We start from the raw sequence: 23,756 nt of genomic DNA on the forward strand, positions 1-23,756 counted from the left end.
AAAGATATGAGCAAACAAACCATAGCACCGCAAGCAACATCAGAATATATGGAAAATGGTATTCTTTATCCTTCAAAGGTAATGTTGGATTTGCACGATTTAAAAAAAGTGTATCCCACACCAAAAGGAGATTACGTTGTATTGGAGCACCTGAATCTTCAAATAATGAAAGAAGAGTTTGTTACCATCATTGGACATTCTGGTTGTGGAAAAACAACCATGCTTTCCATGATTGCAGGTTTAAACCCTATTTCCGGTGGCAATATAGCTGTTTTAGGCAATCCTGTAAAAGGTCCAGGGCCAGATAGAGGAGTTATTTTTCAATCTCCTAGTTTAATGCCATGGATGACAGCCTTACAAAATGTAATGCTCGGAGTAAACCAAGTATTTCCACATGCCACAAAATCACAACGTAAGGATATAGCCAAATACTACCTTCAAAAAGTAGGTTTGGAAGGAGCTTTTAACAAAAAGGCAACGGAGCTTTCCCAAGGAATGCAACAACGTGTAGGTATTGCTAGGGCATTTGCCATTAAACCACAGGTGCTTTTATTGGATGAACCTTTTGGCATGTTGGATTCACTGACTCGAGGAGAACTTCAGGATACCCTAATTGAAATTTGGAACAAGGAAAAGATTACTGCCGTTATGATTACCCATGATGTGGATGAAGCCATTTTCTTGGCAGATCGTGTGGTGATGATGACTAGTGGACCAAGGGCAAAAATTGGGGATACTTTATCAATAGATTTTGAGCGTCCTCGAAGTAGAAAAACAGTTTTAGAACACCCAGATTATTACAAATACAGAAAACACTTAATAGATTTTTTAGAACACTAACAACTCAAAACCAGTTATTACTTAAACAATTACAATTATGAAAAAGCAGTATTTATTATTTGGTATGGCATTATTTTTTATTCATTTGTCATTTGCTCAATTTACATTGGATGGAGAATTTCGTCCACGCACGGAATATAGAAACGGATTTGGAAACCTAATTGCAGAAGATGCAGATGCAGGTTTTGCAACATCTACAAGAGTAAGATTAAACGCAGGATATACTTCAGATACATACAAGTTCTACGTAAGCTTACAAGATGTTATGGTCTGGGGTGAAAACAGACAGTTATTGCCTGATGACGCAAACGATTCTTTTGCCCTTTTTGAAGCATGGGCTAGCATTAAACTTGGCGAAGGTTTTTCTACAAAATTAGGTAGGCAAACTTTGGTGTATGATGACCAACGCATTTTAGGTTCTGTAGGTTGGGCACAACAAGCACGTAACCATGACGCTGCCGTACTTAAGTATGCTAAAGACAAATTTAAACTAGATTTTGGACTGGCATTCAATCAAGATTTTGATAACCCATCTGGGTTCAAGTCCGTAGGAACCGCATATAACACTACTGGATTCTTCTCCTATAAAACAATGCAGTATTTATACTTAAAGCAGGCTTGGTCTAACTTCTCAGGGAGTTTATTGTTTTTAAACAATGGCTTTCAAAACTTTGATGCAACCGATACAACCATGCCCGATGGTCTTAGCAGTTTACAGACAATCGGCACGCATTTAGGCTACAAAAAGGGAAGTTTTGGGTTTGATGCGAATGCCTATTTACAAATGGGCGAGAGACAAGGTAGTGTAGACGTTGGTGGAGCATATTTACTTGGTTTAGATTTTAGTTATAAAGCATCTCCTGGTGTTGGACTTGGGGCTGGGATTGAAATCATTAGTGGAAATGACACAGGTACAACAGATAAAACTGAAGCTTTCTTCCCTTTGTATGGAACCAACCATAAGTTTAATGGATTCATGGACTATTTCTATGTCGGAAATCATGCCAACTCAGTTGGTTTGTTTGATATCCATGCAAGTGCAAAATTTAAAACAGGAGAAAAATCTAGCCTTTTAGTAAAAGTACTCAACTTTAGTGGAGAGCAAGAATTGCCTAGTGGCGAAAAATCATTAGGAACAGAATTAGATTTAGTATTTTCTCAAGGCTTTAAAGGCTATTCCTTAACACTTGGGTATTCACAAATGTTTGCAAGTGATGGCATGTACGAACTTAAAGGCATTACAGAAGATGCTGCTGCAGGGGGTCAAAACTGGGCATGGGCTATGTTGACCATTAAACCAAAATTCCTGAACACAACAAAAGAGTAAAATAACTTTGCTTCGTTAAAGCCACTGTGACCATATTTATGGTTGCGGTGGCTTTTTAATTTTATTATTTTTACCTTTCTAAGAATTTATACGTAATAATATCATTTTGAACAAAACAAGTATTGTATTGGCCGATGACCATTTTTTAGTACGCGATGGTATTAGAGCCCTTTTAGAAGAAGAAGAAAATCTTATTGTAATTGGTGAAGCCTCTAATGGAAAGGAAGCCATTGAAATGGTTAAAAATACGGACCCAGACCTTCTGATAATTGACATTAGAATGCCTGAAATGACAGGCATTGAAGCGGTGGAAGAATTAAAAAAGCAAGGTGATGATGTTAAGTGTATTATTCTTTCTATGCATGATTCGGAAGAATATATTTTAAAATCCGTTAGAGCTGGCGCCAGTGGTTATTTATTAAAGGATACCGGCAAGGTAGAATTTCTTAAAGCTATTCATACAGTTGAGCAAGGTGGCAAGTATTTTAGTGGAGACATATCCAACGTACTGGTTAACAATCTTTTAAATTCTTCCTCAAAACCCTTAAGTGCCATTGAAACTTCAATAAGTGGAGATAACCCTTTTGATTTAACAAGTAAAGAGCTAGAGATATTAGAACTTGTCTTAACAGGTCTTACCAATAAAGAAATTTCGGAAAAACTACAAAAAAGCAAGCGTACGGTTGAAACGCACCGCTTTAACTTAATGCGTAAAATGGATGTTAAAAATTTAATTGACCTTTCCAAGAAAGCTCAAAAATTTAATCTAGTATAGACACCATTGAACATAATTGTTCCCTAAAATATATTTTTAGCTTAGTTCTAGTAAGAAAACTATAATTATAAGCCTAAATATTATCAAATAAACACTACGTATTTATACGTATTTTTATAATTTTACTTCATCTTGGATTCTTTTCTCTGAACGTAAAATTTATGAAAAAAAATAATGTGCATAAAACCATTTGCTCGTACTGCGGAGTAGGCTGTGGCATATTGGTTGAAAAGGATGCCAAAGGAAATCTCTCTGTAGAAGGTGATAAAGATTATCCCGTAAACATGGGTATGTTATGCACAAAGGGCAAAACTCTTAACTATGTGGCCCAAGACACCAGTGACAGAATTCTGTATCCAGAAATGCGATGGAGCAGAGACCACCCCATGCAAAGAGTATCTTGGGATACTGCATTTAATAGGGCTGCTGGGGTTTTCAAGAGCATCATAAACAAATATGGCCCAGATAGTGTTGGCTTTTATGTCTCTGGCCAATGTCTTACAGAAGAATATTATTTGGTAAATAAATTGACCAAAGGGTTTATAGGCACAAATAATGTAGATACCAACTCCAGATTATGTATGAGTTCCGCAGTAGTGGGATACAAAAAGACCTTGGGAGAAGATTCTGTCCCCATTTCCTATGCAGATATAGAATTGGCCGATTGTTTTTTTATTGCCGGAGCCAATCCCGCTTGGTGCCACCCCATTCTTTTTAGACGATTGGAAAAGCATAAAGAAGAAAATCCAAACGTTAAAATAATTGTAGTAGACCCCAGAAAAACGCAAACTTGTGCATCAGCAGATTTACATCTTCAAATTATACCAGGAACAGATGTGATTCTTTTTAACGCCATTGCAAGAATTCTTATTGAAAAGAAAAAAATAGACAGGGACTTCATAAAAAAACATACAGTAAATTTTGAAGCCTGTAGGGAAACTGCTTTTCAATATTCTGTGCGAGAAGCCGCAAAACTCTGTGGTATAACAATAGAGGATATTAAAAAAGCAGCCCAATATATTGGCAACGCAAAAGGGTTCATTAGTATGTGGACCATGGGGCTAAACCAAAGTGTAATAGGTGTTTCAAAAAATACGGCACTACTCAATTTATCTCTTCTTACTGGGCAAATAGGGAAGCCTGGTTCTGGTCCTTTTTCTCTAACAGGACAACCCAACGCTATGGGAGGAAGAGAAGTAGGCGGTATGGCTAATTTACTTGCTGCCCATAAAGATTTAGGTAATCCCAGTCATCGTAAAGAGGTATCAGATTTTTGGGGAGGTAAAGAAATTAATCCAAAACCGGGTTATACCGCAACAGAAATGTTTGATGCCTTGGAAGAAGGGAAATTAAAAGCAGTTTGGATTATTTGCACCAATCCTGTGGTTAGTCTACCCAATGCTAAAAAAGTAGAAAAAGCTCTTAAAAATGCAAGTTTTGTTGTGGTACAAGATATATCTCATGATTCTGAAACAACAAAATATGCAGATTTATTATTACCAGCCGCTGGATGGTTAGAAAAAGAGGGAACTATGACCAATTCGGAAAGACGAATTAGTTATTTGCCCAAAGTAATGGACCCTCCTGGTGAAGCTTTACCAGATGCTGAAATCCTATGGAAGTTTGCAAAAAGAATGAATTTTAAAGGCTTCAATTACAACAATACAAGTGAGGTATATGATGAACATTGTCTATTAACCAAAGGGACAAATATTGATATCTCTGGCCTATCCTATGACCGTCTAAAAAATGAAGGTAGTTTTCAGTGGCCTGTTCCTCATTCAACCCACAAAGGAACCCCAAGACTCTTTGTTGATAAACAATTTTATACAAATGACTTAAAAGCACATTTTAATGCGCCTCAAAAAATTGAAAATCAATCCGAAAAAACATCTTCAGAATTTCCTTTGATTCTAAATACTGGTAGAGTAAGGGATCAATGGCATACACGTACAAAAACAGGCAAAGTACAACGTTTATTGACCCACATTCCCGAGCCCTACTTAGAAATAAACAAGGTTGATGCTTATTTGCGGCAATTAAATGAAGGGGATATTGCTGTAATTAAAAGCGTTAGAGGAAGTGTTCAAGTAAAAGTCAAAATAAATTTTGATATAAGAGAAGGTGTTGTCTTTATGCCTATGCATTGGGGTAAAATTCTTGGAAAGGACTTTGGTAGGGCAAATAACTTAACAAACAATCTAGTAGATCCTATTTCCAAAGAGCCTGATTTTAAGTATTGCGCTGTTGAAGTAAAAAAATATGTAAAGCCAAAGCAAAAAATAATTGTCATTGGAGCCGGTGCTGCAGCTTATAGATTTGTACAAACATATAGAGAAAAGAATGAAACAGATGAGCTTCATGTTTTTTCAAGAGAAAAAAATGCTTTTTACAATAGGGTCTTGCTACCAGAATATGTTAGCGAAGAACTTTCATGGGAATCCCTTGAAAAGCTAAAAAAGGGTGAGGTGAAGAAGCTAAGGCTTCAATTGCATTCCAAGGTTGGCATCATCAATATAGATAGAGAACTAAAATGTGTTATAGATTCCAATAATGTGAAGCATACATATGACATTCTAATTATGGCCACAGGGAGTAGAGCTTTTGTTCCCAGTGATGTTCAAATAAATTTACCTGGAAGGTTCACAATGCGAGAACGGACTGATGCGGATGAATTAAAGAAATACTTATTGGATACTGGCCTACCTCCACATGAACAACATGTGATCATTGTTGGCGGTGGTCTATTGGGACTAGAACTAGCAGCTGCTCTAAAAAAAAGAAATGTCAATATAAGTATTGTACAAAGAGCACCAAGATTAATGGAGCGCCAGTTAGACAACGTGGCAAGTAAATTATTAGCGGAAGATGTTGCTGAAAGAGGAATTGGTCTTTATTTTGACAATGAAGTAAGCACTGTTTTTGAGGAAAAGAAAAATAAATTCTCCCTATCCGTCAATTTAAAAACGGGTCGTACTATTAAGTGCAATGCCATCGTATATGCAATTGGCACAAGACCCAACATTGAACTTGCCAAGCAAATAAACATAGAAACCAGACGTGGGGTGATAGTCAATGCTTACATGCAGACCAGTGATCCATCCATTTTTGCTTTGGGTGAAATAGCAGAGTTCAACAATTCTCTTTTTGGTATTACCTCTGCCGCAGAACAACAGGCAGATATTGCAGCAAAATATATTTTAGGAGACTTTAGTAGTATTTACAAAGGCTCTGTGCTAATGAATATCTTAAAGTTTGAAGATTTGGACCTTTGTAGTATTGGCATGGTAAACGCACCGCGTGGAGACACTTCATATGATGAAATCATCTTAATGGATATAAGTAAAAAGTACTATAAAAAGTGTATTGTAAAAGATGATACCCTTGTAGGTACTATTTTGATGGGTGATAAAAACGAATTCGCAGAATTCAAAAGACTTATAGAAGAAGAAATAGAACTTTCAGAAAAAAGAAATGAGCTATTAAGGGGTGGTGGAAATTCTATTCCTATGAAAGGAAAACTGGTATGCTCTTGCGCCCAGATTGGAGAAGGAAATCTAATTGATTCTATAAATAATGGATGTTCAAATTTTGCAAATCTTTGTTCGGAAACTGGAGCCGGCTTGGGATGTGGAAGCTGTAAACCAGAGGTGAAACAAATACTAGATAAACAATTACAAGCGGTACTTACCTAAAAAAATATGTTATGAATGATAATCTACATCGTATTTTACTTAAAGGTGGTGTAACATCACCAGGAGAATTAAAAGATGTTATCACCATATTAGAAACCGTTGGACTTAAAGAAATTTACTTTGGATCTAGGCAAGATTTACTTTTTCCTTTACTGAGCGCAGATGAAAAACAACTAGAAAACATTTCCAAATATAATACAGATATTATTCCAGATAGAAGCTATCAAAACATTGTGAGTTCCTATGTCTCTGCTGACGTTTTTGGCATGACGCATTGGTTAAAAGGATCTACCTACTTGTACATATTAGAAGGGTTTGATTATTTACCTAAACTAAAAATTAATATAACAGACCCAAAACAGCGATTGGTTCCCAATTTTAGTGGCGATTTAAACTTTATTGCTTCCAAAAATGAAGATTACTGGTATTTAAATATAAAACTGCCACACTGGCAAGATTCTGCATATTATCCGGTATTAATTTATAGTTGGGATATTACAACAATTTCAAAGGCCATAGAAGACATTCATGATGATGTATCTGACGTAGAAGAACTATTTTTTATCCTGAACAAAAATCTAAATACTAACAATAAAACAGTAGAAAAGCCATTAGAGATTCCCTTTCTCACCTTTCCATATTACGAAGGTATGAACAGAATGGGGTTGGACGAATACTGGTTAGGTCTTTATTGGAGAAACAATAAATATAATTTGGCCTTTTTAAAGGAATTTTGTGGTTTCTGCTTGGCAAATAGCATTGGGAAAATATGTATCACTCCATGGAAATCTTTTATAGTGAAAAATATTAAAAGTAAATCTAGGCCAGATTTAGAACGTTTTTTGGGTCAAAAAGGAATCAACATTAGACATTCTCAATTGGAAATGAACTGGCACTTACCCGTAGATGACAATGAGGCATTGGAACTAAAGAAATTCTTGGTCCGTAGTTTTGACCAAAATGATATTAGCACTTATGGGCTAACCTTTGGCATAAGCAATGATCCTGGAAAACGCTCCCACTTTTCATCAGTAATTATTGAAAAAAACACACCTCCTTCCTTAGTCAAGGATTTTGAAGTACGCCCTACATACAATGTCCTTCATTTTGAAAAGTTTGATCCCAATTCACAAGTTTACAAAGCGTATGCCAGAGATGTAGATAAAATTGAACTTCCTGGCCTTCTAATGGAATTGAGCAAGAAGTACTTTAATGAAATGGGGCAACAAGATAATTCTACTCAAAAAGAACTAAAATCGGAAATTGAAGAAACTTCCAAAGAAGTCCATCAATGTAAATCTTGCTTCACTGTTTACGATATAGCATATGGTGATTTAAAGAACAATATTGACATAGGGACTCCTTTTTCGAAATTACCAACGGATTATACCTGTCCTGTTTGTGATGGTCCAAAATCTTATTATGAAAAAACTTCATTGACAATATCACAATAACTTAATCAGAATTTCATTCTTTCTACATTAACAATATCAGTACCCTGCTAGTTTTATTATTTTGCTTGGAGTAAGATTACTAAGCTCCAAAATAGACTTTCCGGAGTTGCTTATTGCTTTTTTAACCAAAAAATTTCCTGCTCTATATCCAATTGAGGTTCTTCCATCAGGATGTTCAAACATCCATTTTTGATAATTGGCGTTCTTGGGTAATACTAATATTTCTTTAACCCACGCATCTGCATCAGCTCCTTTTGGCACATGATTCTCCTTAAAAACCACACCAGTGTATTCTTCGGAAAAAACCTCAGCCAATCCTTCATTTACCATAGCTATTGATATTCCTGGCTCAAATTTATTATCCTTAATTGCCCACCCTCTAGACAAGTGATGAAATTCGTGAAAAATAGTAGTTTGCAAACCTGCATTAGCAGCAGCAACTATTCCTTCAGGAAATTTGTTTGATATCTGAATCGCAACAAAAGGAGGAGAGTTAGTTTCTGTCCTCCCGGTAACTCCACCTACAATATCCAAATCCCAATCTACTATTTCAACTATAACTTTTATACTACTGGGTAAATTAGGCAGTAAGTTTCTTATCTGCTTATCCGCCATGATTATCTCACTACGAATAAGCTGTTTCTGCGGTTGAGTGAATTTGTTTGTACTTTCTACAAAGACAATATCCAGTTTTGATATTGTAACCTTGCTTGTTTTAGAACTAAATGAACTAGTTAACAAGATAGAAACAATTATCAATAAACTTTTTAGTAAACTCATTTTATACTTTTAGTTGAAATATATGGACGAATGAATAGCTTTTATGTTTCTGAATGAATAAAAAAAACAATAATTTATTTTTAATAATTTGACTCTGATTTTCTCAACAACAGGGTCAATGATAACAATGAAAAAGCAATACCAAACCCCAAAACACCAATATTGAAACCCAAAAGTGTCTTTTCACTGCCATCCAGATATTTCATGGAACCGCCGTAAGAATCTTTTAAAACAAAGGCGACTAAAAATCCTCCAGTAATGAGCAAACTTAAAATTGCGCTTATTTTCATTTCATTTTTTTTCCAAACAAGCCAAAGACAAAATATGCCAACACTAGAATTTGTAATTAATTGCCATACCTCATGAATTCTAACATGAGGTGTCCAATCTGGATTGAAAACATGGGTGTTGTTAATTTCCAAAAAAGGTACTGCTAAGGCATAAAGAATAATGCTGAATGTAATAATGGCTTTTTTCATGTACTAATTTTTTTGTGATATCTCAGTTTTGATTATTACTCCCAAAATTCTAACTCATTATTGATTGAATGGCAAATAATACCATAATAAGAATTATTTTTATAATCGTATACATGACTTATGGATATTTATTTAGCAGTTGGAACCTCTGGGTTCCAAATACCTGTAACAGCTGTTTCCTTAACATAGTCTAAAAAGTCCTTTGGTTTTCTCCCCAATACGTTTTCAATATCATTTGTAATCTCAGAATTGTTAGGGTTACCTAAAACTTCGGAGAATAAGTACTCAATCAGCCAAACAACATCAGCTGGCACACCTTGTTGTTCCATCACTTTTGTATATGCTGGTAAAGCTATGCGTGTAAACGCAATATCCCTTCCTGTTATCTCTGCTATCTCTTGAATAACTTCACTAAATGTTAAACTTCTAGGACCAGTAAGCTGATATATGTTTCCATTATGCTTATTATCTAGTAAGGTTTCAACCACAACATCAGCAATATCATCAGTATCAACATAAGGCACCTTTACATCAGCTTGCGGTAAGGCTACAAAACCTTCAAGAATAGGTTCTAAAAAGAAACTCTCGCTAAAATTCTGATTAAACCAGCTAGCTCTTACAATGGTATGATCTATCCCAGAATGCATAACCACCTGTTCACACAATTCAGCTTCTCTTTCTCCTTTTCCTGATAATAAAACCAGTTTTTTAACATTGCATTGTTTGGCTTTTTTTGTTAATTCTTCAATTGCGTCCAAAGCTCCGGGAACAGCCAAATCTGGCTGATAGGTAATATAGACTTTGTCCATACCTTGCATAGCGTTAGACCAGGTTTCAGAATCGTTCCAATCAAAGGAAAGAGATGCAGACCTAGAGCCAATTCTTACATGATGGCCCAAGGAAATTAATTTACTTGCTACTTTGCGTCCTGTTTTTCCAGTTCCGCCAATTACTAAAATGTTGCTTTTGTTTTCCATTTTTATTTTATGTTTATGTTCTATTTTTGATTGATGATATGTTTATAATTTAAATATTGGTTTTTGAGATTTGACTAAGGCAAATCAGCAATAACAGAAATGATATTATAGAAGTTATAGTCCTAATGAAATGGAATTGATTCCACTTAACTTCAAAGGTCTCCCTTAGAGTTTTTAAATCCTCTAAACGAGCGGAAGCCATATCAGTTTTATCTAATATTTCATTGAGGGGTACATTCCCAAAAATAGTTACCAATACAACCCCAATAAAGTAAATTGTCCCCGCCGCAATTAATAACCAGACTGTTGAACTGGACGCATTCCTAAAAACATATAAATTGATTACACTTAAGAAGAATGGGCCAAAAAAAACAATAAAGAATATTGGATTTAATATAACCCTGTTCATCTGCTGAAATGCACTTAAGTAACCCAGGGTATCTAGGCGTCCTATTCCTGTTGTTACTGCATTAGACCATGTAAAACACAATCCTGCCGAAAGTCCCGTTAGTAATACTAGTAAGATAATTGCTACGTTTTCAAAAGTAAAATGCATAATCTTATTGTTTTGATATAATGTTGTTAGGGTATACCCGAGCATACCAGTACAATACAGCTACAGATAAAAACTCAAAGACTATAATCCAGAAGCCTAAAGAGGTGAAAAAGCTATAATGACTTCCTCCATTTGGAATTACAAATAACGGAACCGTAATAAGTGCATCTAATGCAACACCAGTTAACAACATGGTTTGCCCCACTAAGTATCCATGGGTTGTACTACCCTTTTTATAATAGTTATTACTTGCAAACCAAACTAATGGCATAACTACAATAAACAATACAACGTTTGCTTGTATATCTGCATCTTCTATAAAGGGAACATAATAAGAAAGTGAGTAAAAGAGTACGGCTATGACCCAAATGGCTATGCCTAGTAAAATTGCACGCTTAATATCCATGACTTTATATATTTTATGTTACATGGCAAAACTATTGTGCAGACAATGGACTAGTTTGTTTTAAAAGAATAAAGATTTGTTCGAAAAGGAGCTTACTTAATTTGGCTTGGTCTGTAACCAAACTTTTTCTCAAAAGCATTTGAGAAGGAACTAAGACTGTCATAGCCTACATGCCATGCGGCTTCTTGCACTGTAGCTTCTTTACCACGAATCATTTTATGAGCCAAGGTAAGACGCTCATTTTGTAGATATTTAAAAACTGGTACACCAAAAAACGCTTTAAACTCTTTCTTTAATTTAAAAGTATTAAGTCCTATTTGTTTGGAGATTTCATTTAACGAAGGTGGACTATCCATGTTATTTAGTAGAATATCTTTTACTTGGTTCAGCTTTTCACGCTCTGGTATTTTTATTTTTTCAGTTTTTAAATTGGCTAACTGACCAAAAAAGTGTGAAAGTAATGCTGTTATTTGACTGCGAAAGAACATCATTTTGGTTTTACCCTCGTACTGAATATTAAACAAAGAGTCCACTACGGATTGCATTTCTGGGGTCATAATAAAACTTGGTCCCTCAACATAGTAATCCGAGGGGTTAACCAATTCGTTAAGCATTTCACCAAATAACTCGCCTTCATGATTTGGAAGTTTATCAATGGTATTTGCAGTTGTTGCAATAACCAAACATTCCAAAGGTTTTGAAGCAGATACAGTATGTACAAATTCTACCTTTTCATTTGCATAAAATGAGAGAGCCAATCCCTTTGTGTGGTTGAACTCTTTTTGCTTTTCACCATATTTTACTGATAAATCCACATTGCCAGAACCATAAAAAGCAACAGCAATCAAAGGTTCATCAAAAAAACAAGAATCAATTGTTGGCTCGTTTACTTTGGCTTCTTCCACCAGAATTATAAAATCGTTTATGTCTATGATATCCCTTGTCATAAATTAGAAAGTAAATTACTAAAATTCTTAGAAAAGTTGTAATTTTTCATCTCTACTATTTTAATGATTGTTATTCTATTAATTTATATAAATCTTCTTCAAATTTCTTATAAGTTTCTTCAAATCGATTATTACTTAAAATCACTAAATATTCATTACTATCCGGCAAGTAAATAGCAGAAGCTTTATAACCAGACCAACTTCCATTATGATAGACCCATTTTCCTTTACTGCTAGTATTGTATATGGCAAGACCATATCCATATTTTTGTGAAACCTTATCTACAGATGTCATTTTTTCCATGCTCTCTTTAGTTATTAAAATATTATATCTTAATGCCTGCTTCCATTTTTCAAGATCTAAAATTGAAGCATAAACCCCTCTATCCCCAACAATACCATTCATCCAAAGTACATGTTTATGATTTTTATCATCTTCTGCCCTTTGATATTTATCTTTTCGGGTATTAAAAGTATAACCTAGGGCAACATTATGAAAAATTTCAGAAGATTCTTGAGTACTATATACTTTTGACATTGTCATTCCTGCAGGGACAAAAATATTCTCTGCAATATAGTTTTTATACAATTGACCACTAACTTTCTCAATTATTAAAGCTAAAATTGCATATCCAGTATTGCTATACTGATATTTAGTTCCTGGTTCAAATTCCAAAGCTGGCTTAAGTTTGCCTAATAATTTTATTAAATCTTGATTTGTTGCCATTTTTTTTCTATTCCTCCAATTATTCTTTTCATATAGTATCTTTTGATAATCTGGAAGTCCAGATTGATGTCTTAGTAGGTGTTCTACTGTAATATTTTCATATACAAAATCTACTATAATTTCTTTAACAAAGGTGTTATAACTAAAATGATTTCTCTCAATCAATTGGACTATGGCCAAGGCTGTAAATTGCTTTGAACATGATGCCAATTCAAATACTGTAGAATTATTAAGCTTTACCCTATTTTCATATTTGGCATAACCAAAGTTACCAGTATATACAATTGAATCATTTCTTGAGTATAGAATATTCCCGTTAAATCCTTTGGTAGCATATTCGGAGGCTATACTATCCATGCACTTAGAAATTTGTCCATTGACAACCAGTTGGTGAAAAGTAAAAAGCACCACTAGGTTAATAATGTAAACGTTTTTTTTCTTCATCTTGTTGATTTATTTTATTCCAATGTTATTTGGACTTATATATTTTCTTTTTTAATTCCTTAATTTCTTTTTCTAAAGATTCAATATATCTATGTTGAGGTAAAAAAGCATCTTGTATTTCTTCAACAGTATATCTTGGAGTAATATGTTGTGGACAATTCCAATCGTATGCTTCAATGTTAAAGATTATCATGCGTTCTGATTTAAATTTGTAATCTTTTAAATCAATTACACTATGCAGTTCGGGATTATCTTTGAGTTCAATGATCTTAGCTTTAGCAAAAATTTTAAGCCTAGTTCTTGAAGGATAATCAACCATGATAATTGAAACATTGTTATTTGTTGTCATATTACCCACAGAAACGTATTGCTTGTTCCCCGCAAAATCTATAAAACCCAGTCGTTTTGAATCCAGCACTTTTAAAAACCCTTTTGGACCTCCTCGGTGCTGTATATAAGGAAACTCTTTAACGCCAATGGTAGCTAAATAAAAGCTATTGCTATTTTTAATAAATAAAGATTCATTAGCTGTCAATCCATCAATTACATTGAGCTTTTCCATTCGTTCATAACCAATTCGACTCCCATGTTCTTCTTGTAATTTTTTAACAGCATCTGTAAATGCTATTTCTGCAAAATTTTTAGCCATGGTTATTAGTTTTTTTAAATAAATCAGTCAAAAAGAAATAATCCTCTCTCCGACTGACTAAAAATTTAATTAAGCATGTGTCTTTTTTATATCATAATCAATTAAAAATATCAATGGAACCGCATAGGCTATGTGACGTAAAAAAGTGATTATTGGCATCATTGGTGATGCATCTAAACCTGCTACACCAGCCCCTATGAGTGGTAGCATAAATAACCAAACTAATGCGACCATTTGAGCTGTAATAAATATCAGTGGTCTTAACCATTTCGGACCCCAAAGTGATGGCGCTATTCCTGCATAAAGTATTGCTAAAAGAACACCATTACCATAATGCCCTCCAATACCATAGGCAAAACCTAACCTCGTTTTCTCACCTAATACAGAGGGAATATCCCACCAAATACCGGTTATTATAAATCCTACTATGTCAAATAATAATGTTCCTATTATTCCTGCTATGACTGCTTTTTTCCAATTTATTGTTTTCATTATTTTATGTTTTAAAAATTATTTGTTAACTATGTGTAACGTCTCTTTATGTTCCACCTAACTCTTTTGCTTGCATTTGCAATTACAAGTTGTCTTTCTCTAAATATGTTATTGTCATTAATTACTGTTGTTGTCATTTTACTTTTCTTTAGTTGTTAAATTTGTTTAATATTATAATACAAAGTTGAGATTCATTGAACATTTAAAAGTTGTCTTATGACAATGTTTTTACCTGTTCCTTTTGGATTTTAAGATGGGCATCGGGAAACTTTTGCCTCCCCATTTACCCATCTAAAAATCAACACTCAACTATTCTATTTAATGTTATTTTTCTTCAAGAATTTCAGAATATAGTTTGCTATTTCATCGCCCTTTTCTTCTAGGGCAAAATGTCCTGTATCAAGTAAATGAGCTTCAAAATTTTTCAAATCTCTCTTATATGGATGTGCACCTTCTGCGGGGAAAATATAATCGTTCTTTCCCCATACAAGAAGTGTAGGAGGTTGATACTCCCTAAAATATTGCTGCCATTCTGGATATAAAGGAACATTAGTTCTATAATCATAAAACATGGCCAATTGAATTTCATTATTCTCTTCACGGGTCAAGTGCTGCAAATCAATATTCCAGTTATCTGGGCTTACTGTTAATGAATCTTGCACTCCGTGTGTGTATTGCCATTTCAATCCGTCTGGAGAATGAAATCCTTCTAAAGGTTTACCGTTTTCTACAGTGTAGTCGTTCCAATATTTTTTAATTGGAATCCAAAAATCACGCAATCCTTCTTTATAGGCGTTTCCATTTTGGATAATTAGGGACTCTATTCTCTCTGGATATTTTGAAGCAATTCTAAACCCAATGGGTGCTCCATAATCCATTAAATAGATGCTGTACTTCTTAACGTTCTTTTTCTTTAAAAAAGCCTCGACTATTGCTGCCATATTATCAAAAGTGTATTCAAAATCCTTCATCAAAGGTTGCTCACTTCTACCAAAACCAGGATAATCTGGTGCCAATACATGATAATGAACAGACAAGTCTGTTATTAAATTTCGAAACATATGTGAGGATGTTGGGTATCCATGCAATAATAAAATAGTTGGCTTACTTATGTCGCCAGCTTCTCTATAAAATATACTTACACCATCTACTTCGATAGTTTTGTGTAGCGTTGGGTAATGTTTTATTTCCACATTATCTAGTGAACTACTTTTTGATTCCATCCCAAATGAGATTACTGTAAATAATAATACTGCTATTAGCGATTTTGTTATTGTTATCATAATTTCTATAGTTTTATTGTTTAAATTTTATGCCTCTTGTAGTTTATTGATGCTCTGTGCTTTTGGAAAATCTATTTCAAAACCTCCATTATGGTACACCGTATTGGTAATTGTGGTTAATGCCACTATCGCGATTAACTCTGCAAAAGCAGTTTTGTTATAACCTACTTCAAAGAAATTATCCACTACTTCATTCGTTGGGTGACCTTTTAGTACTACAAACTCATTTGCTAGAGTTACTAATGCATTCAACTTTAAATCAGTACTAGAATTATTTCTTAATTCCAATGTTTCTTCTTCAGTAAATCCGTTCATTTTTCCCAAAGCAGTATGGGCAGATATACAATAGGCACAACCATTAGCTTGTGATGTTGCCAAGGCAATTGCCTCGTATTCTTTTTTAGTGAATTCACCACTTTTTAGTGTTTCTGTAAAAGTTAGAAAACCCCCTAATAGTTTATCTGACACTCCCATAGTTGCATACAGGTTTGGTAGCATTCCAATTTTACTTTTAACGTTATTGAAAATTACCTGTGAATTTGTGTTTGCTTCTTCTAAGCTCAACGGTTTTAAAATTTGCATAATTTGTGTATTTAAATATTAATAATTGTTTATAATTTTCTTTCTGATTCTTCTATTTTAATGTCATTGGCACTCATATCTCTTTTTTGCATTAGTCCCTCAACATCAAATTCCCAATGCTCGTTACCATGGGTTCTATGCCATTGATTGGTATTTGCGTCTTGCCATTCATACTCAAACCGCACAGAAATTTTATTATCTGTAAATGACCATAAATCCTTTTTCAACTTATAATGCAATTCATTATTCCATTTGTAGGTTAAGAACTCAATTATTGCTTCTCTTCCTTTAAAGAAATTATCTCTGTTTCTCCATTCTGAATCAATGGTATAAGCCAATGATACTCTTTCAGGGTTTTTGCTATTCCAAGCATTCTCTGCTGCCTGTACTTTTGCTTTTGCTGTTTCCTTATTAAAAGGAGGTACTATTTTTATCATTTCATTAATTTAATACAGACAAGTCTGTTTATTTTTTATGTATTATTATATACATCTTTGGGTGATATTTTATATTTGTACAGACAAGTCTGTTTTACCGATGCAAAAAAATATAACCTAATTCAATAACCTTATACATGCACGCCTTGCTATTTTAATAGGCCATTTGTCTTTTTGTATTTGTGACAATATAATTGCACCTTCAATTAGAATTAATATTTCATCTCCAAGATTTTCTGCATCAGCTTTAGAGTACTTCTTCTCTTCTTTAAGCACTGTATGAATCCAATCCCTAAATTCACTTTTATGTAAAACTGCTTGATCTCTAATTTTGCTATGATTTTCGGGCAAATCTGTAATAATATTTTGCCATCCACAACCTCTATAATCAACTTCTGACAACCATTCTTCTAAATAATCAAAACAACCAACAATTTTACCGCCTTTATGATTTTTCCTATTTACACATTCATTTAATTTACCCATCCACATCGTATGCCGTCCTATCAAATACGCAACAGCTATATCTTCTTTTGACCTAAAATGCTGATATAAACTAGCTTTTGCTACACCAGCCTCTTCTATAATTTGGTTTATCCCTGTTTGGTTATAACCATTAAAATAGAATAATCTAGATGCAGTTTCAATAATCCTTTCTTGTACCCCTAGTTTTTTCATTGGTCAAATATACAGGTTAAAATGATTTAAACAGACAGGTCTGTTCTTTTTTAACATTTATTTAACAATATAATATTGGACTATAAAAAAGGGCTTCCAAAAATTTGGAAGCCCTTAATGAAGTGGGCGCTGAGGGGTTCGAACCCCCGACCCCCTCGGTGTAAACGAGGTGCTCTGAACCAGCTGAGCTAAGCGCCCTACTTTATAGCTGTTTAAATTAGCGAGTGCAAATATAGGATAGTTTTTACATCTCCAAAAGAAAAAAGAGAAAAATTCACACTACTTCAGCGACTACAAAGGTACTGCCGCCAACATACACAAAATCAGTATCAGAAGCACAGTCCAAGGCAGTGCTATACGCATCTTGAACCGACCCAAACTTCTCTCCTTTCAAATTGTATTCCATTGCACTCTTATGTAATTCTTCAACATTTAACCCTCTAGGTATATTGGGTTTACAAAAATAATACTTGGCGTCTTTTGGGAATAGAGGTAAAACAGATTCTAGGTTTTTGTCCTTTACAAAACCCAAAACAACATGCAGGGTATTAAATTCTTGCTTTAGTACTTGTTCTATGACAATGGATAAACCTTCCTTATTATGGGCAGTATCGCAAACAACCAAAGGTTTTATATTAAGTATCTGCCATCTTCCCATTAGGCCAGTATTGGCTACTATATTTTTTAGACCCTTTTTTATTTGGCCCTCTGTTATTTTAAAGTTTTTTAATTCCTTTAAAGTAGCAATAACCCCTTTTACATTTTTAGATTGATAGCTTCCTAAAAGTGATGTTTTATATTCCGTTTGGATTTCTTCTTCAGCAAACAGAATTTTTGAATTCCTTTCATTGGCGATGGTCCTAAAAACTGCTGCGTTTTCTTTTTGAAACTCGCTAATAATCACGGGAACGCTATCTTTAATAATCCCTGCTTTTTCCTGCGTTATTTTTTCTATGGTATCACCCAACATATCCATATGGTCTAAACCAATATTGGTAATCAAAGACACTTCTGGGACAATAATATTTGTTGAATCCAATCGTCCCCCCAAACCAACTTCAACAATTGCAATATCTACTTTCTTTTTTGCAAAAAAATCGAAGGCCAAACCAACTGACATTTCAAAAAAGGACAACTTATATTCGTCAAAAAAAGGTTTGTTTCTAGTTATAAAACCAGAAACATACTTTTTACTGATGGGTTTCCCATCAATCTTTATACGTTCTCTATAATCCTTTAAATGAGGTGAAGTATACAAACCAACCTTGTAACCAGCTTCCTGTAGTATTGATGCCAACATATGGCTACTAGAACCCTTTCCATTGGTGCCAGCTACATGAATGCTCTTAAATTTACTTTCAGGGTTTTTAAGGTGTGATGTAAAAGCCTTTATATTATCTAACTTACCAGTAAAGGCAGAGCTACCTTTTTTTTGGTACATCGGAAGTTGGGCAAACATCCAATCCAATGTTTCTTTATAGGTCATTATTACTCGCCCAATTTAAAATTGACAACAACAAAACCTACTTGTTGATTGGGAGCATTGGAATCTAAGTTCCATTTATGAAGAAAAGCTGTCTTTCTTGCAGGTTCCAACAAGCAAGCACTATTATTGGTTGTTCCACGAACTCCAGGAGTGGCACTTACCACTTTCCCATTCTTATCCACAACTATTTTTACAACAACTCTCCCCTCCTCATTACATTCTTGTTGAACCTTTCCTTTGCTGACCAATGACCTTCCATTTAAGCCATAGCCTCCTGTTCCACTTCCTGAACCTGGGCTTCCATAATAACTTGTTGCATACGGGTCTCCATCTGGTTGACCTTTATCTCCAGCTTTATTGTCATCACCCTCACTACCAGAAGCAGTACCATCAGATTTGTTTAAGCCACCCATTAGGGCATCTAATTTATTCTTTTTAGCTTCTTGCTCTTGTCTAAGTTTTTCTTCAGCATCACGCTTTTCCTTAGCTTTTCTTTCTGCTTCAGCCTTGGCCTTATCAGCAGCTGCTTCAGCTTTTCGTTTTGCTTCTTGCTGTTGTTTTATTTTAATGGATTCCTCACTTTCTTGTGTCAACACTTTTTCGGTGGGTTGCTCCTTTTCAACCACTTCTTCAGGCATATCTTCTTGTACTTCCTCTACTTTTTCTTCTTGTACAGTAGGTTCAATAGGAGGCGTATTAGTAGGCTGGGATTGTATTCTTTCTTTTGGCTGCACTCTACCACTACCAAAATCTGTTATGCCAAAGTTCACGGAAATTCCATTTTCAATTGGAGGATCCATATAAGTAAGCCCAATATAAAAAAGTAAAAGCAGTAGCATGCTCAACAAAATTGTTGTGAGCGTAAAGGATTTTTTTTCGTGTCTCGTATTTAAAAATGACATTTATTGGGGTCGCACCGCCAAAATAACCTTGTAATTGTTTCTGTTGGCAATATCCATAACGTTAACAGCCTCTTTAATGGCCACGCTTTCTTCTGCCCTAAGAATAATGGTAGGCTTCTCTTGACCTTCCAGTGCTTTTTTTAATTCAATTTCAATATATTCTCCGTTAATCTTTTCATTATTTACAAAATACTCCAAATTCTTATTGATACTTACCGATACGTTTTGAGTATTCGTAGATTTTCCTTTTGCCTTCGGCAATAATAAATCCAACGCATTTGGTGCATTGGAGGTCAACATAAAGAAAACCAACAATAGAAACACAATGTCTGTCATAGAAGACATGCTAAAATCTGGACTAACTTTATTTCTGCCTTTTAATTTCATAGTTCAGAATTAAATAGGTTCGTTCAATAAATCCAAGAAATCAACCGCATTGGCTTCCATTTTGTGCACTACTTTATCTGTTCTATTCACTAGGTGATTATATCCTATATATGCAATAATTCCAACAACCAAACCTGCCACAGTTGTGGTCATAGCTGTATAAATACCAGATGCCAATGAACCCATTTCCGCTTGTCCGCCACTACTTGCCATTTCATGGAATGCCAAAATCATACCAATCACCGTTCCCAAGAAACCAATCATAGGTGCTGCCCCGGCTACTGTAGCCAAAATGCTTACATTTTTCTCAAGCTTATATACTTCTAAAGTACCAGCATTTTCTATAGCTGTATTTATGTCATCCAATGGTTTTCCTATTCTGGAAACACCTTTCTCAGTTAATCTTGCTACTGGTGAATCAGTTTGAGCACATAACAATTTTGCTGCGTCCAACTTTCCGTTCATTACATGATCCCTAATCTGGTTCATGAAATTTTTATCGATTTTTGATGCCGCTTTTATAGCAAAGATTCGCTCAAAATAAATGTAAAGTGCAACAAACAGTAATACAAACAGTATGGAAATAATTATAATACTTCCAGCCCCACCATTTACTATTAAATCTACTACGGATAAGGTTTTTTCTTCAGAAAGCGCATCCTCTACTTGAGCCCCATCTGCAAGGTCTTGAAACAACAACATAAATTTATCTTATTAAAGTTGCCTTAATAACGGTATTTTACCGATAAAATTATGCGTGTAAAATAAAATCCCTAATTAATATAAAACATATGGCCCCAGCTAAGAATCCCGCCATTGCCAACCATGCAATTTTCTTAAGGTACCAGAAAAAATCTATTTTTTCCATTCCCATGGCAACAACTCCTGCAGCGGACCCTATAATTAACATACTTCCTCCTGTACCAGCTGAGTAAGCAATAAAATGCCACAATGGATTGTCCATACCCTCGGAGAACATTCCCATACTTGCAGCGACCAAAGGCACATTGTCTATAACAGCTGACCCAACACCAAACAGCATTACAACAATATCAGTGTTTGGAATGGCGGCATTTAAGCTTTCAGCATAATGGAACAACATTCCCAAGGACTCCAATGCTGCTACTGCTAACAATATTCCTAAAAAGAAAAGGATACTTGGTAACTCTATTTTAGAAAGAGAGTGGTGTACGGGACTGTGATGACCAACGGCATCATTCCCTTCACCAGTTGCACTAGTTATGCTAAATTTTCTATTACTATATAATTCTGCAAAAGTGGCCACTATTGCCAAAGACAACATCATACCCACATATGGAGGTAAATGGGTAAGGGTTTTAAATATAGGGACAAAAACAATTGCTGAAAGTCCTAAATATAGCATAGTTGCCCCAAATTTTGATTTTGGTGCTTCATCATCAGTCAATTCACTTTCAATATTGCCTTTAAAGGCCTTAAAATTAACAGCAATAAGAACAGGTACTACCATACAAATTATAGATGGCACAAGAACATGTTGTATAAGCTGCATCGCCGAAACTTTATTCGCAATCCATAACATGGTAGTTGTAACATCACCAATAGGAGACCAAGCACCACCAGCATTGGCCGCAATGATAATCATCCCAGCAAACCACAACCTTGTTTCTCTTTCCTTAATTACCTTTTGCAAAATGGTTATAAGAACAATTGTTGCAGTTAAATTGTCTATAATTGCAGATAGGATAAAAGCCAAAATAGAAAATAACCATAACAACTTTCTTTTGCTCTTTGTTTTAATAAAACTCTTTATAGTAGCAAATCCATCAAAATAATCTATGATTTCCACAATGGTCATGGCTCCCAATAAAAAGAAGAGTATTTCCGCGGTCTTCCCCAAATGATGCAACAATATTTCTTCCAAATGAGTAGGTTCCAACTCCCTCAACTCTGCATTCACCTCAAAAACATCCATATGAGTAAGGGCAATTATTGCCCATAAAATGGCCATCATTGCCAACGCAGGAATTAATTTGTCAATTTTTAAGTTGTGCTCTAAGGTGATTGCTAAATACCCTACCAGAAATACGATGATAATTATGGTCTCCTCCATGTGTCCTTGTTGGTTAAATTAAGTTCAATATCAAAAGAATAATGAATTTAGCTAAGATATTAAAATTGCCTTTCCAAATACAATCTAACTATTAAAAAATCATTAGATATTTAATTCTTATCAATTTTTGAGTAAAAATGCTTTATGCACGCCTCTGTCTGCAAGACAATTACATATTATAGACTTATATTTGTGTTCAAAATTTATTTGATAAATTATGGATTTTACACTTTCGGAAGAGCAATTAATGATTCAGCAAGCTGCTAGGGATTTTGCCCAAAATGAATTGCTGCCAGGTGTAATTGAACGCGATGACGCTCAAAAATTTCCCTCCGAGCAGGTAAAGAAAATGGGGGAATTGGGATTTCTTGGCATGATGGTCGACCCAAAATATGGAGGAAGTGGATTGGATACAATCTCTTATGCCATTGTAATGGAGGAGCTTTCTAAGATAGATGCTTCAGCTTCTGTTGTGGTATCTGTGAACAACTCATTGGTATGCTGGGGTTTAGAGGCTTTTGGGTCCGAGGAGCAAAAAGAAAAGTATTTGACCAAATTATCAACAGGTGAAATAATTGGTGCTTTTTGTTTATCTGAGCCAGAAGCTGGCAGTGATGCCACTTCGCAAAAAACCACCGCTATTGATAAAGGTGACCATTATATATTAAACGGCACAAAAAACTGGATAACCAATGGAAACTCTGCATCAGTTTATTTAGTTATTGCACAAACTGATATTGAGAAAGGGCACAGGGGCATAAATGCACTAATTGTGGAAAAAGGCATGCATGGTTTCGTAGTTGGACCAAAAGAGAACAAGCTAGGCATAAGAGGAAGTGATACACACTCATTAATTTTTAATGATGTAAAAATTCCCAAAGAAAATAGAATTGGTGATGATGGTTTTGGTTTTAAATTCGCTATGAAAACATTAGCTGGTGGTCGTATTGGAATTGCAGCACAAGCATTGGGAATTGCAGCTGGTGCCTATGAATTGGCCTTGAAATATTCAAAAGAAAGAAAAACTTTTGGCAAAGAAATATATAACCACCAAGCAATTGCTTTTAAATTGGCCGATATGCATACACAAATAGAGGCTGCAAGATATCTGGTCTACAAGGCGGCCTGGGATAAAGACCAAAAAAATAATTATGACCTTTCCAGTGCCATGGCAAAACTTTACGCATCACAAGTTGCCATGGATACTACCGTTGAAGCTGTTCAAATTCATGGCGGTAATGGCTTTGTAAAAGACTATCATGTAGAGCGATTAATGCGAGATGCTAAAATTACCCAGATTTATGAAGGTACTTCTGAAATACAAAAAATAGTAATTTCCAGAAGCATTACTAAAACATAAA

Annotated in this window: 24 protein-coding genes and 1 tRNA gene; 6 read left to right on the forward strand and 19 right to left on the reverse strand. The window is 34.8% G+C overall.

Annotation, left to right across the window (positions count from 1 at the left end):
• Positions 1-48: 48 nt before the first annotated feature.
• The 5 genes from AC000W_RS13380 to AC000W_RS13400 all read left to right on the forward strand — a co-directional run bounded on the left by AC000W_RS13380 (position 49) and on the right by AC000W_RS13400 (position 8,091).
• Positions 49-840 (forward strand): ABC transporter ATP-binding protein, encoded by a 792-nt coding sequence (locus AC000W_RS13380; RefSeq protein WP_474749038.1) that lies wholly within the window; start codon positions 49-51, stop codon positions 838-840.
• 37 nt (positions 841-877) lie between these two features.
• Complete coding sequence (locus AC000W_RS13385) at positions 878-2,167, forward strand: alginate export family protein (protein WP_474749005.1); 1,290 nt, start codon at positions 878-880, stop codon at positions 2,165-2,167.
• A 106-nt stretch (positions 2,168-2,273) separates the two neighbouring features.
• Positions 2,274-2,942, forward strand: a complete 669-nt coding sequence (locus AC000W_RS13390) for a response regulator transcription factor (RefSeq protein ID WP_474749006.1) — start codon at positions 2,274-2,276, stop codon at positions 2,940-2,942.
• Between the two features lie 161 nt (positions 2,943-3,103).
• Positions 3,104-6,637, forward strand: coding sequence for a molybdopterin-dependent oxidoreductase (locus AC000W_RS13395; protein WP_474749008.1), 3,534 nt, complete (start codon positions 3,104-3,106; stop codon positions 6,635-6,637).
• 11 nt (positions 6,638-6,648) lie between these two features.
• Positions 6,649-8,091, forward strand: a complete 1,443-nt coding sequence (locus AC000W_RS13400) for a rubredoxin (RefSeq protein ID WP_474749009.1) — start codon at positions 6,649-6,651, stop codon at positions 8,089-8,091.
• Positions 8,092-8,127: 36 nt separating this feature from the next.
• Here AC000W_RS13400 and AC000W_RS13405 read toward each other — a convergent pair whose 3' ends face one another.
• The 19 genes from AC000W_RS13405 to nhaD form a co-directional block, all read right to left on the reverse strand.
• A complete protein-coding gene (locus AC000W_RS13405) occupies positions 8,128-8,871 on the reverse strand; it encodes a DUF2268 domain-containing putative Zn-dependent protease (protein ID WP_474749010.1) in 744 nt (247 codons plus the stop codon).
• An 80-nt stretch (positions 8,872-8,951) separates the two neighbouring features.
• On the reverse strand, positions 8,952-9,350 hold the full coding sequence (locus AC000W_RS13410) for a hypothetical protein (RefSeq protein ID WP_474749012.1): 399 nt from the start codon (positions 9,348-9,350) through the stop codon (positions 8,952-8,954).
• Between the two features lie 128 nt (positions 9,351-9,478).
• A complete protein-coding gene (locus AC000W_RS13415) occupies positions 9,479-10,327 on the reverse strand; it encodes an NmrA family NAD(P)-binding protein (RefSeq protein ID WP_474749013.1) in 849 nt (282 codons plus the stop codon).
• Positions 10,328-10,376: 49 nt separating this feature from the next.
• Positions 10,377-10,883: an anthrone oxygenase family protein gene (locus AC000W_RS13420; RefSeq protein ID WP_474749015.1), complete on the reverse strand. Its 507-nt coding sequence runs from the start codon at positions 10,881-10,883 to the stop codon at positions 10,377-10,379.
• A gap of 4 nt (positions 10,884-10,887) precedes the next feature.
• On the reverse strand, positions 10,888-11,289 hold the full coding sequence (locus tag AC000W_RS13425) for a DUF5367 family protein (RefSeq protein WP_474749016.1): 402 nt from the start codon (positions 11,287-11,289) through the stop codon (positions 10,888-10,890).
• Positions 11,290-11,381: 92 nt separating this feature from the next.
• Positions 11,382-12,236: a helix-turn-helix transcriptional regulator gene (locus AC000W_RS13430; protein WP_474749018.1), complete on the reverse strand. Its 855-nt coding sequence runs from the start codon at positions 12,234-12,236 to the stop codon at positions 11,382-11,384.
• A 70-nt stretch (positions 12,237-12,306) separates the two neighbouring features.
• Complete coding sequence (locus AC000W_RS13435) at positions 12,307-13,407, reverse strand: serine hydrolase domain-containing protein (RefSeq protein ID WP_474749019.1); 1,101 nt, start codon at positions 13,405-13,407, stop codon at positions 12,307-12,309.
• Between the two features lie 25 nt (positions 13,408-13,432).
• Entirely contained in the window at positions 13,433-14,056 is a 624-nt protein-coding gene (locus tag AC000W_RS13440) for a pyridoxamine 5'-phosphate oxidase family protein (RefSeq protein ID WP_474749020.1), read from the reverse strand.
• Between the two features lie 69 nt (positions 14,057-14,125).
• Positions 14,126-14,548 carry a hypothetical protein gene (locus AC000W_RS13445; RefSeq protein ID WP_474749022.1) on the reverse strand — a complete coding sequence of 141 codons (423 nt, stop codon included), beginning with the start codon at positions 14,546-14,548 and terminating at the stop codon, positions 14,126-14,128.
• A 314-nt stretch (positions 14,549-14,862) separates the two neighbouring features.
• Entirely contained in the window at positions 14,863-15,831 is a 969-nt protein-coding gene (locus tag AC000W_RS13450) for an alpha/beta fold hydrolase (RefSeq protein WP_474749023.1), read from the reverse strand.
• Positions 15,832-15,858: 27 nt separating this feature from the next.
• On the reverse strand, positions 15,859-16,413 hold the full coding sequence (locus AC000W_RS13455) for a carboxymuconolactone decarboxylase family protein (protein WP_474749024.1): 555 nt from the start codon (positions 16,411-16,413) through the stop codon (positions 15,859-15,861).
• A 29-nt stretch (positions 16,414-16,442) separates the two neighbouring features.
• The gene (locus AC000W_RS13460) at positions 16,443-16,850 is read right to left on the reverse strand and encodes a nuclear transport factor 2 family protein (RefSeq protein ID WP_474749026.1); all 408 of its coding nucleotides are present in this window, start codon (positions 16,848-16,850) and stop codon (positions 16,443-16,445) included.
• A gap of 117 nt (positions 16,851-16,967) precedes the next feature.
• Positions 16,968-17,528, reverse strand: a complete 561-nt coding sequence (locus AC000W_RS13465) for a TetR/AcrR family transcriptional regulator (RefSeq protein ID WP_474749027.1) — start codon at positions 17,526-17,528, stop codon at positions 16,968-16,970.
• A 123-nt stretch (positions 17,529-17,651) separates the two neighbouring features.
• A tRNA-Val gene (locus AC000W_RS13470) sits at positions 17,652-17,726 on the reverse strand.
• Between the two features lie 76 nt (positions 17,727-17,802).
• A complete protein-coding gene (locus tag AC000W_RS13475) occupies positions 17,803-19,014 on the reverse strand; it encodes a bifunctional folylpolyglutamate synthase/dihydrofolate synthase (protein ID WP_474749028.1) in 1,212 nt (403 codons plus the stop codon).
• Positions 19,015-19,016: 2 nt separating this feature from the next.
• Entirely contained in the window at positions 19,017-19,916 is a 900-nt protein-coding gene (locus tag AC000W_RS13480; RefSeq protein ID WP_474749030.1) for an energy transducer TonB, read from the reverse strand.
• Positions 19,917-20,303, reverse strand: coding sequence for an ExbD/TolR family protein (locus AC000W_RS13485; protein ID WP_167966348.1), 387 nt, complete (start codon positions 20,301-20,303; stop codon positions 19,917-19,919). It lies immediately after the preceding gene.
• Positions 20,304-20,312: 9 nt separating this feature from the next.
• Positions 20,313-21,005 carry a MotA/TolQ/ExbB proton channel family protein gene (locus tag AC000W_RS13490; protein ID WP_474749031.1) on the reverse strand — a complete coding sequence of 231 codons (693 nt, stop codon included), beginning with the start codon at positions 21,003-21,005 and terminating at the stop codon, positions 20,313-20,315.
• A gap of 49 nt (positions 21,006-21,054) precedes the next feature.
• On the reverse strand, positions 21,055-22,395 hold the full coding sequence (gene nhaD, locus AC000W_RS13495; RefSeq protein ID WP_474749033.1) for a sodium:proton antiporter NhaD: 1,341 nt from the start codon (positions 22,393-22,395) through the stop codon (positions 21,055-21,057).
• Between the two features lie 217 nt (positions 22,396-22,612).
• On the opposite strand from nhaD, the gene AC000W_RS13500 reads away from it, so the two are divergent.
• The gene (locus tag AC000W_RS13500; RefSeq protein WP_474749034.1) at positions 22,613-23,755 is read left to right on the forward strand and encodes an acyl-CoA dehydrogenase family protein; all 1,143 of its coding nucleotides are present in this window, start codon (positions 22,613-22,615) and stop codon (positions 23,753-23,755) included.
• Position 23,756: the final 1 nt, after the last annotated feature.

Source organism: Saonia sp., from assembly GCF_056326165.1.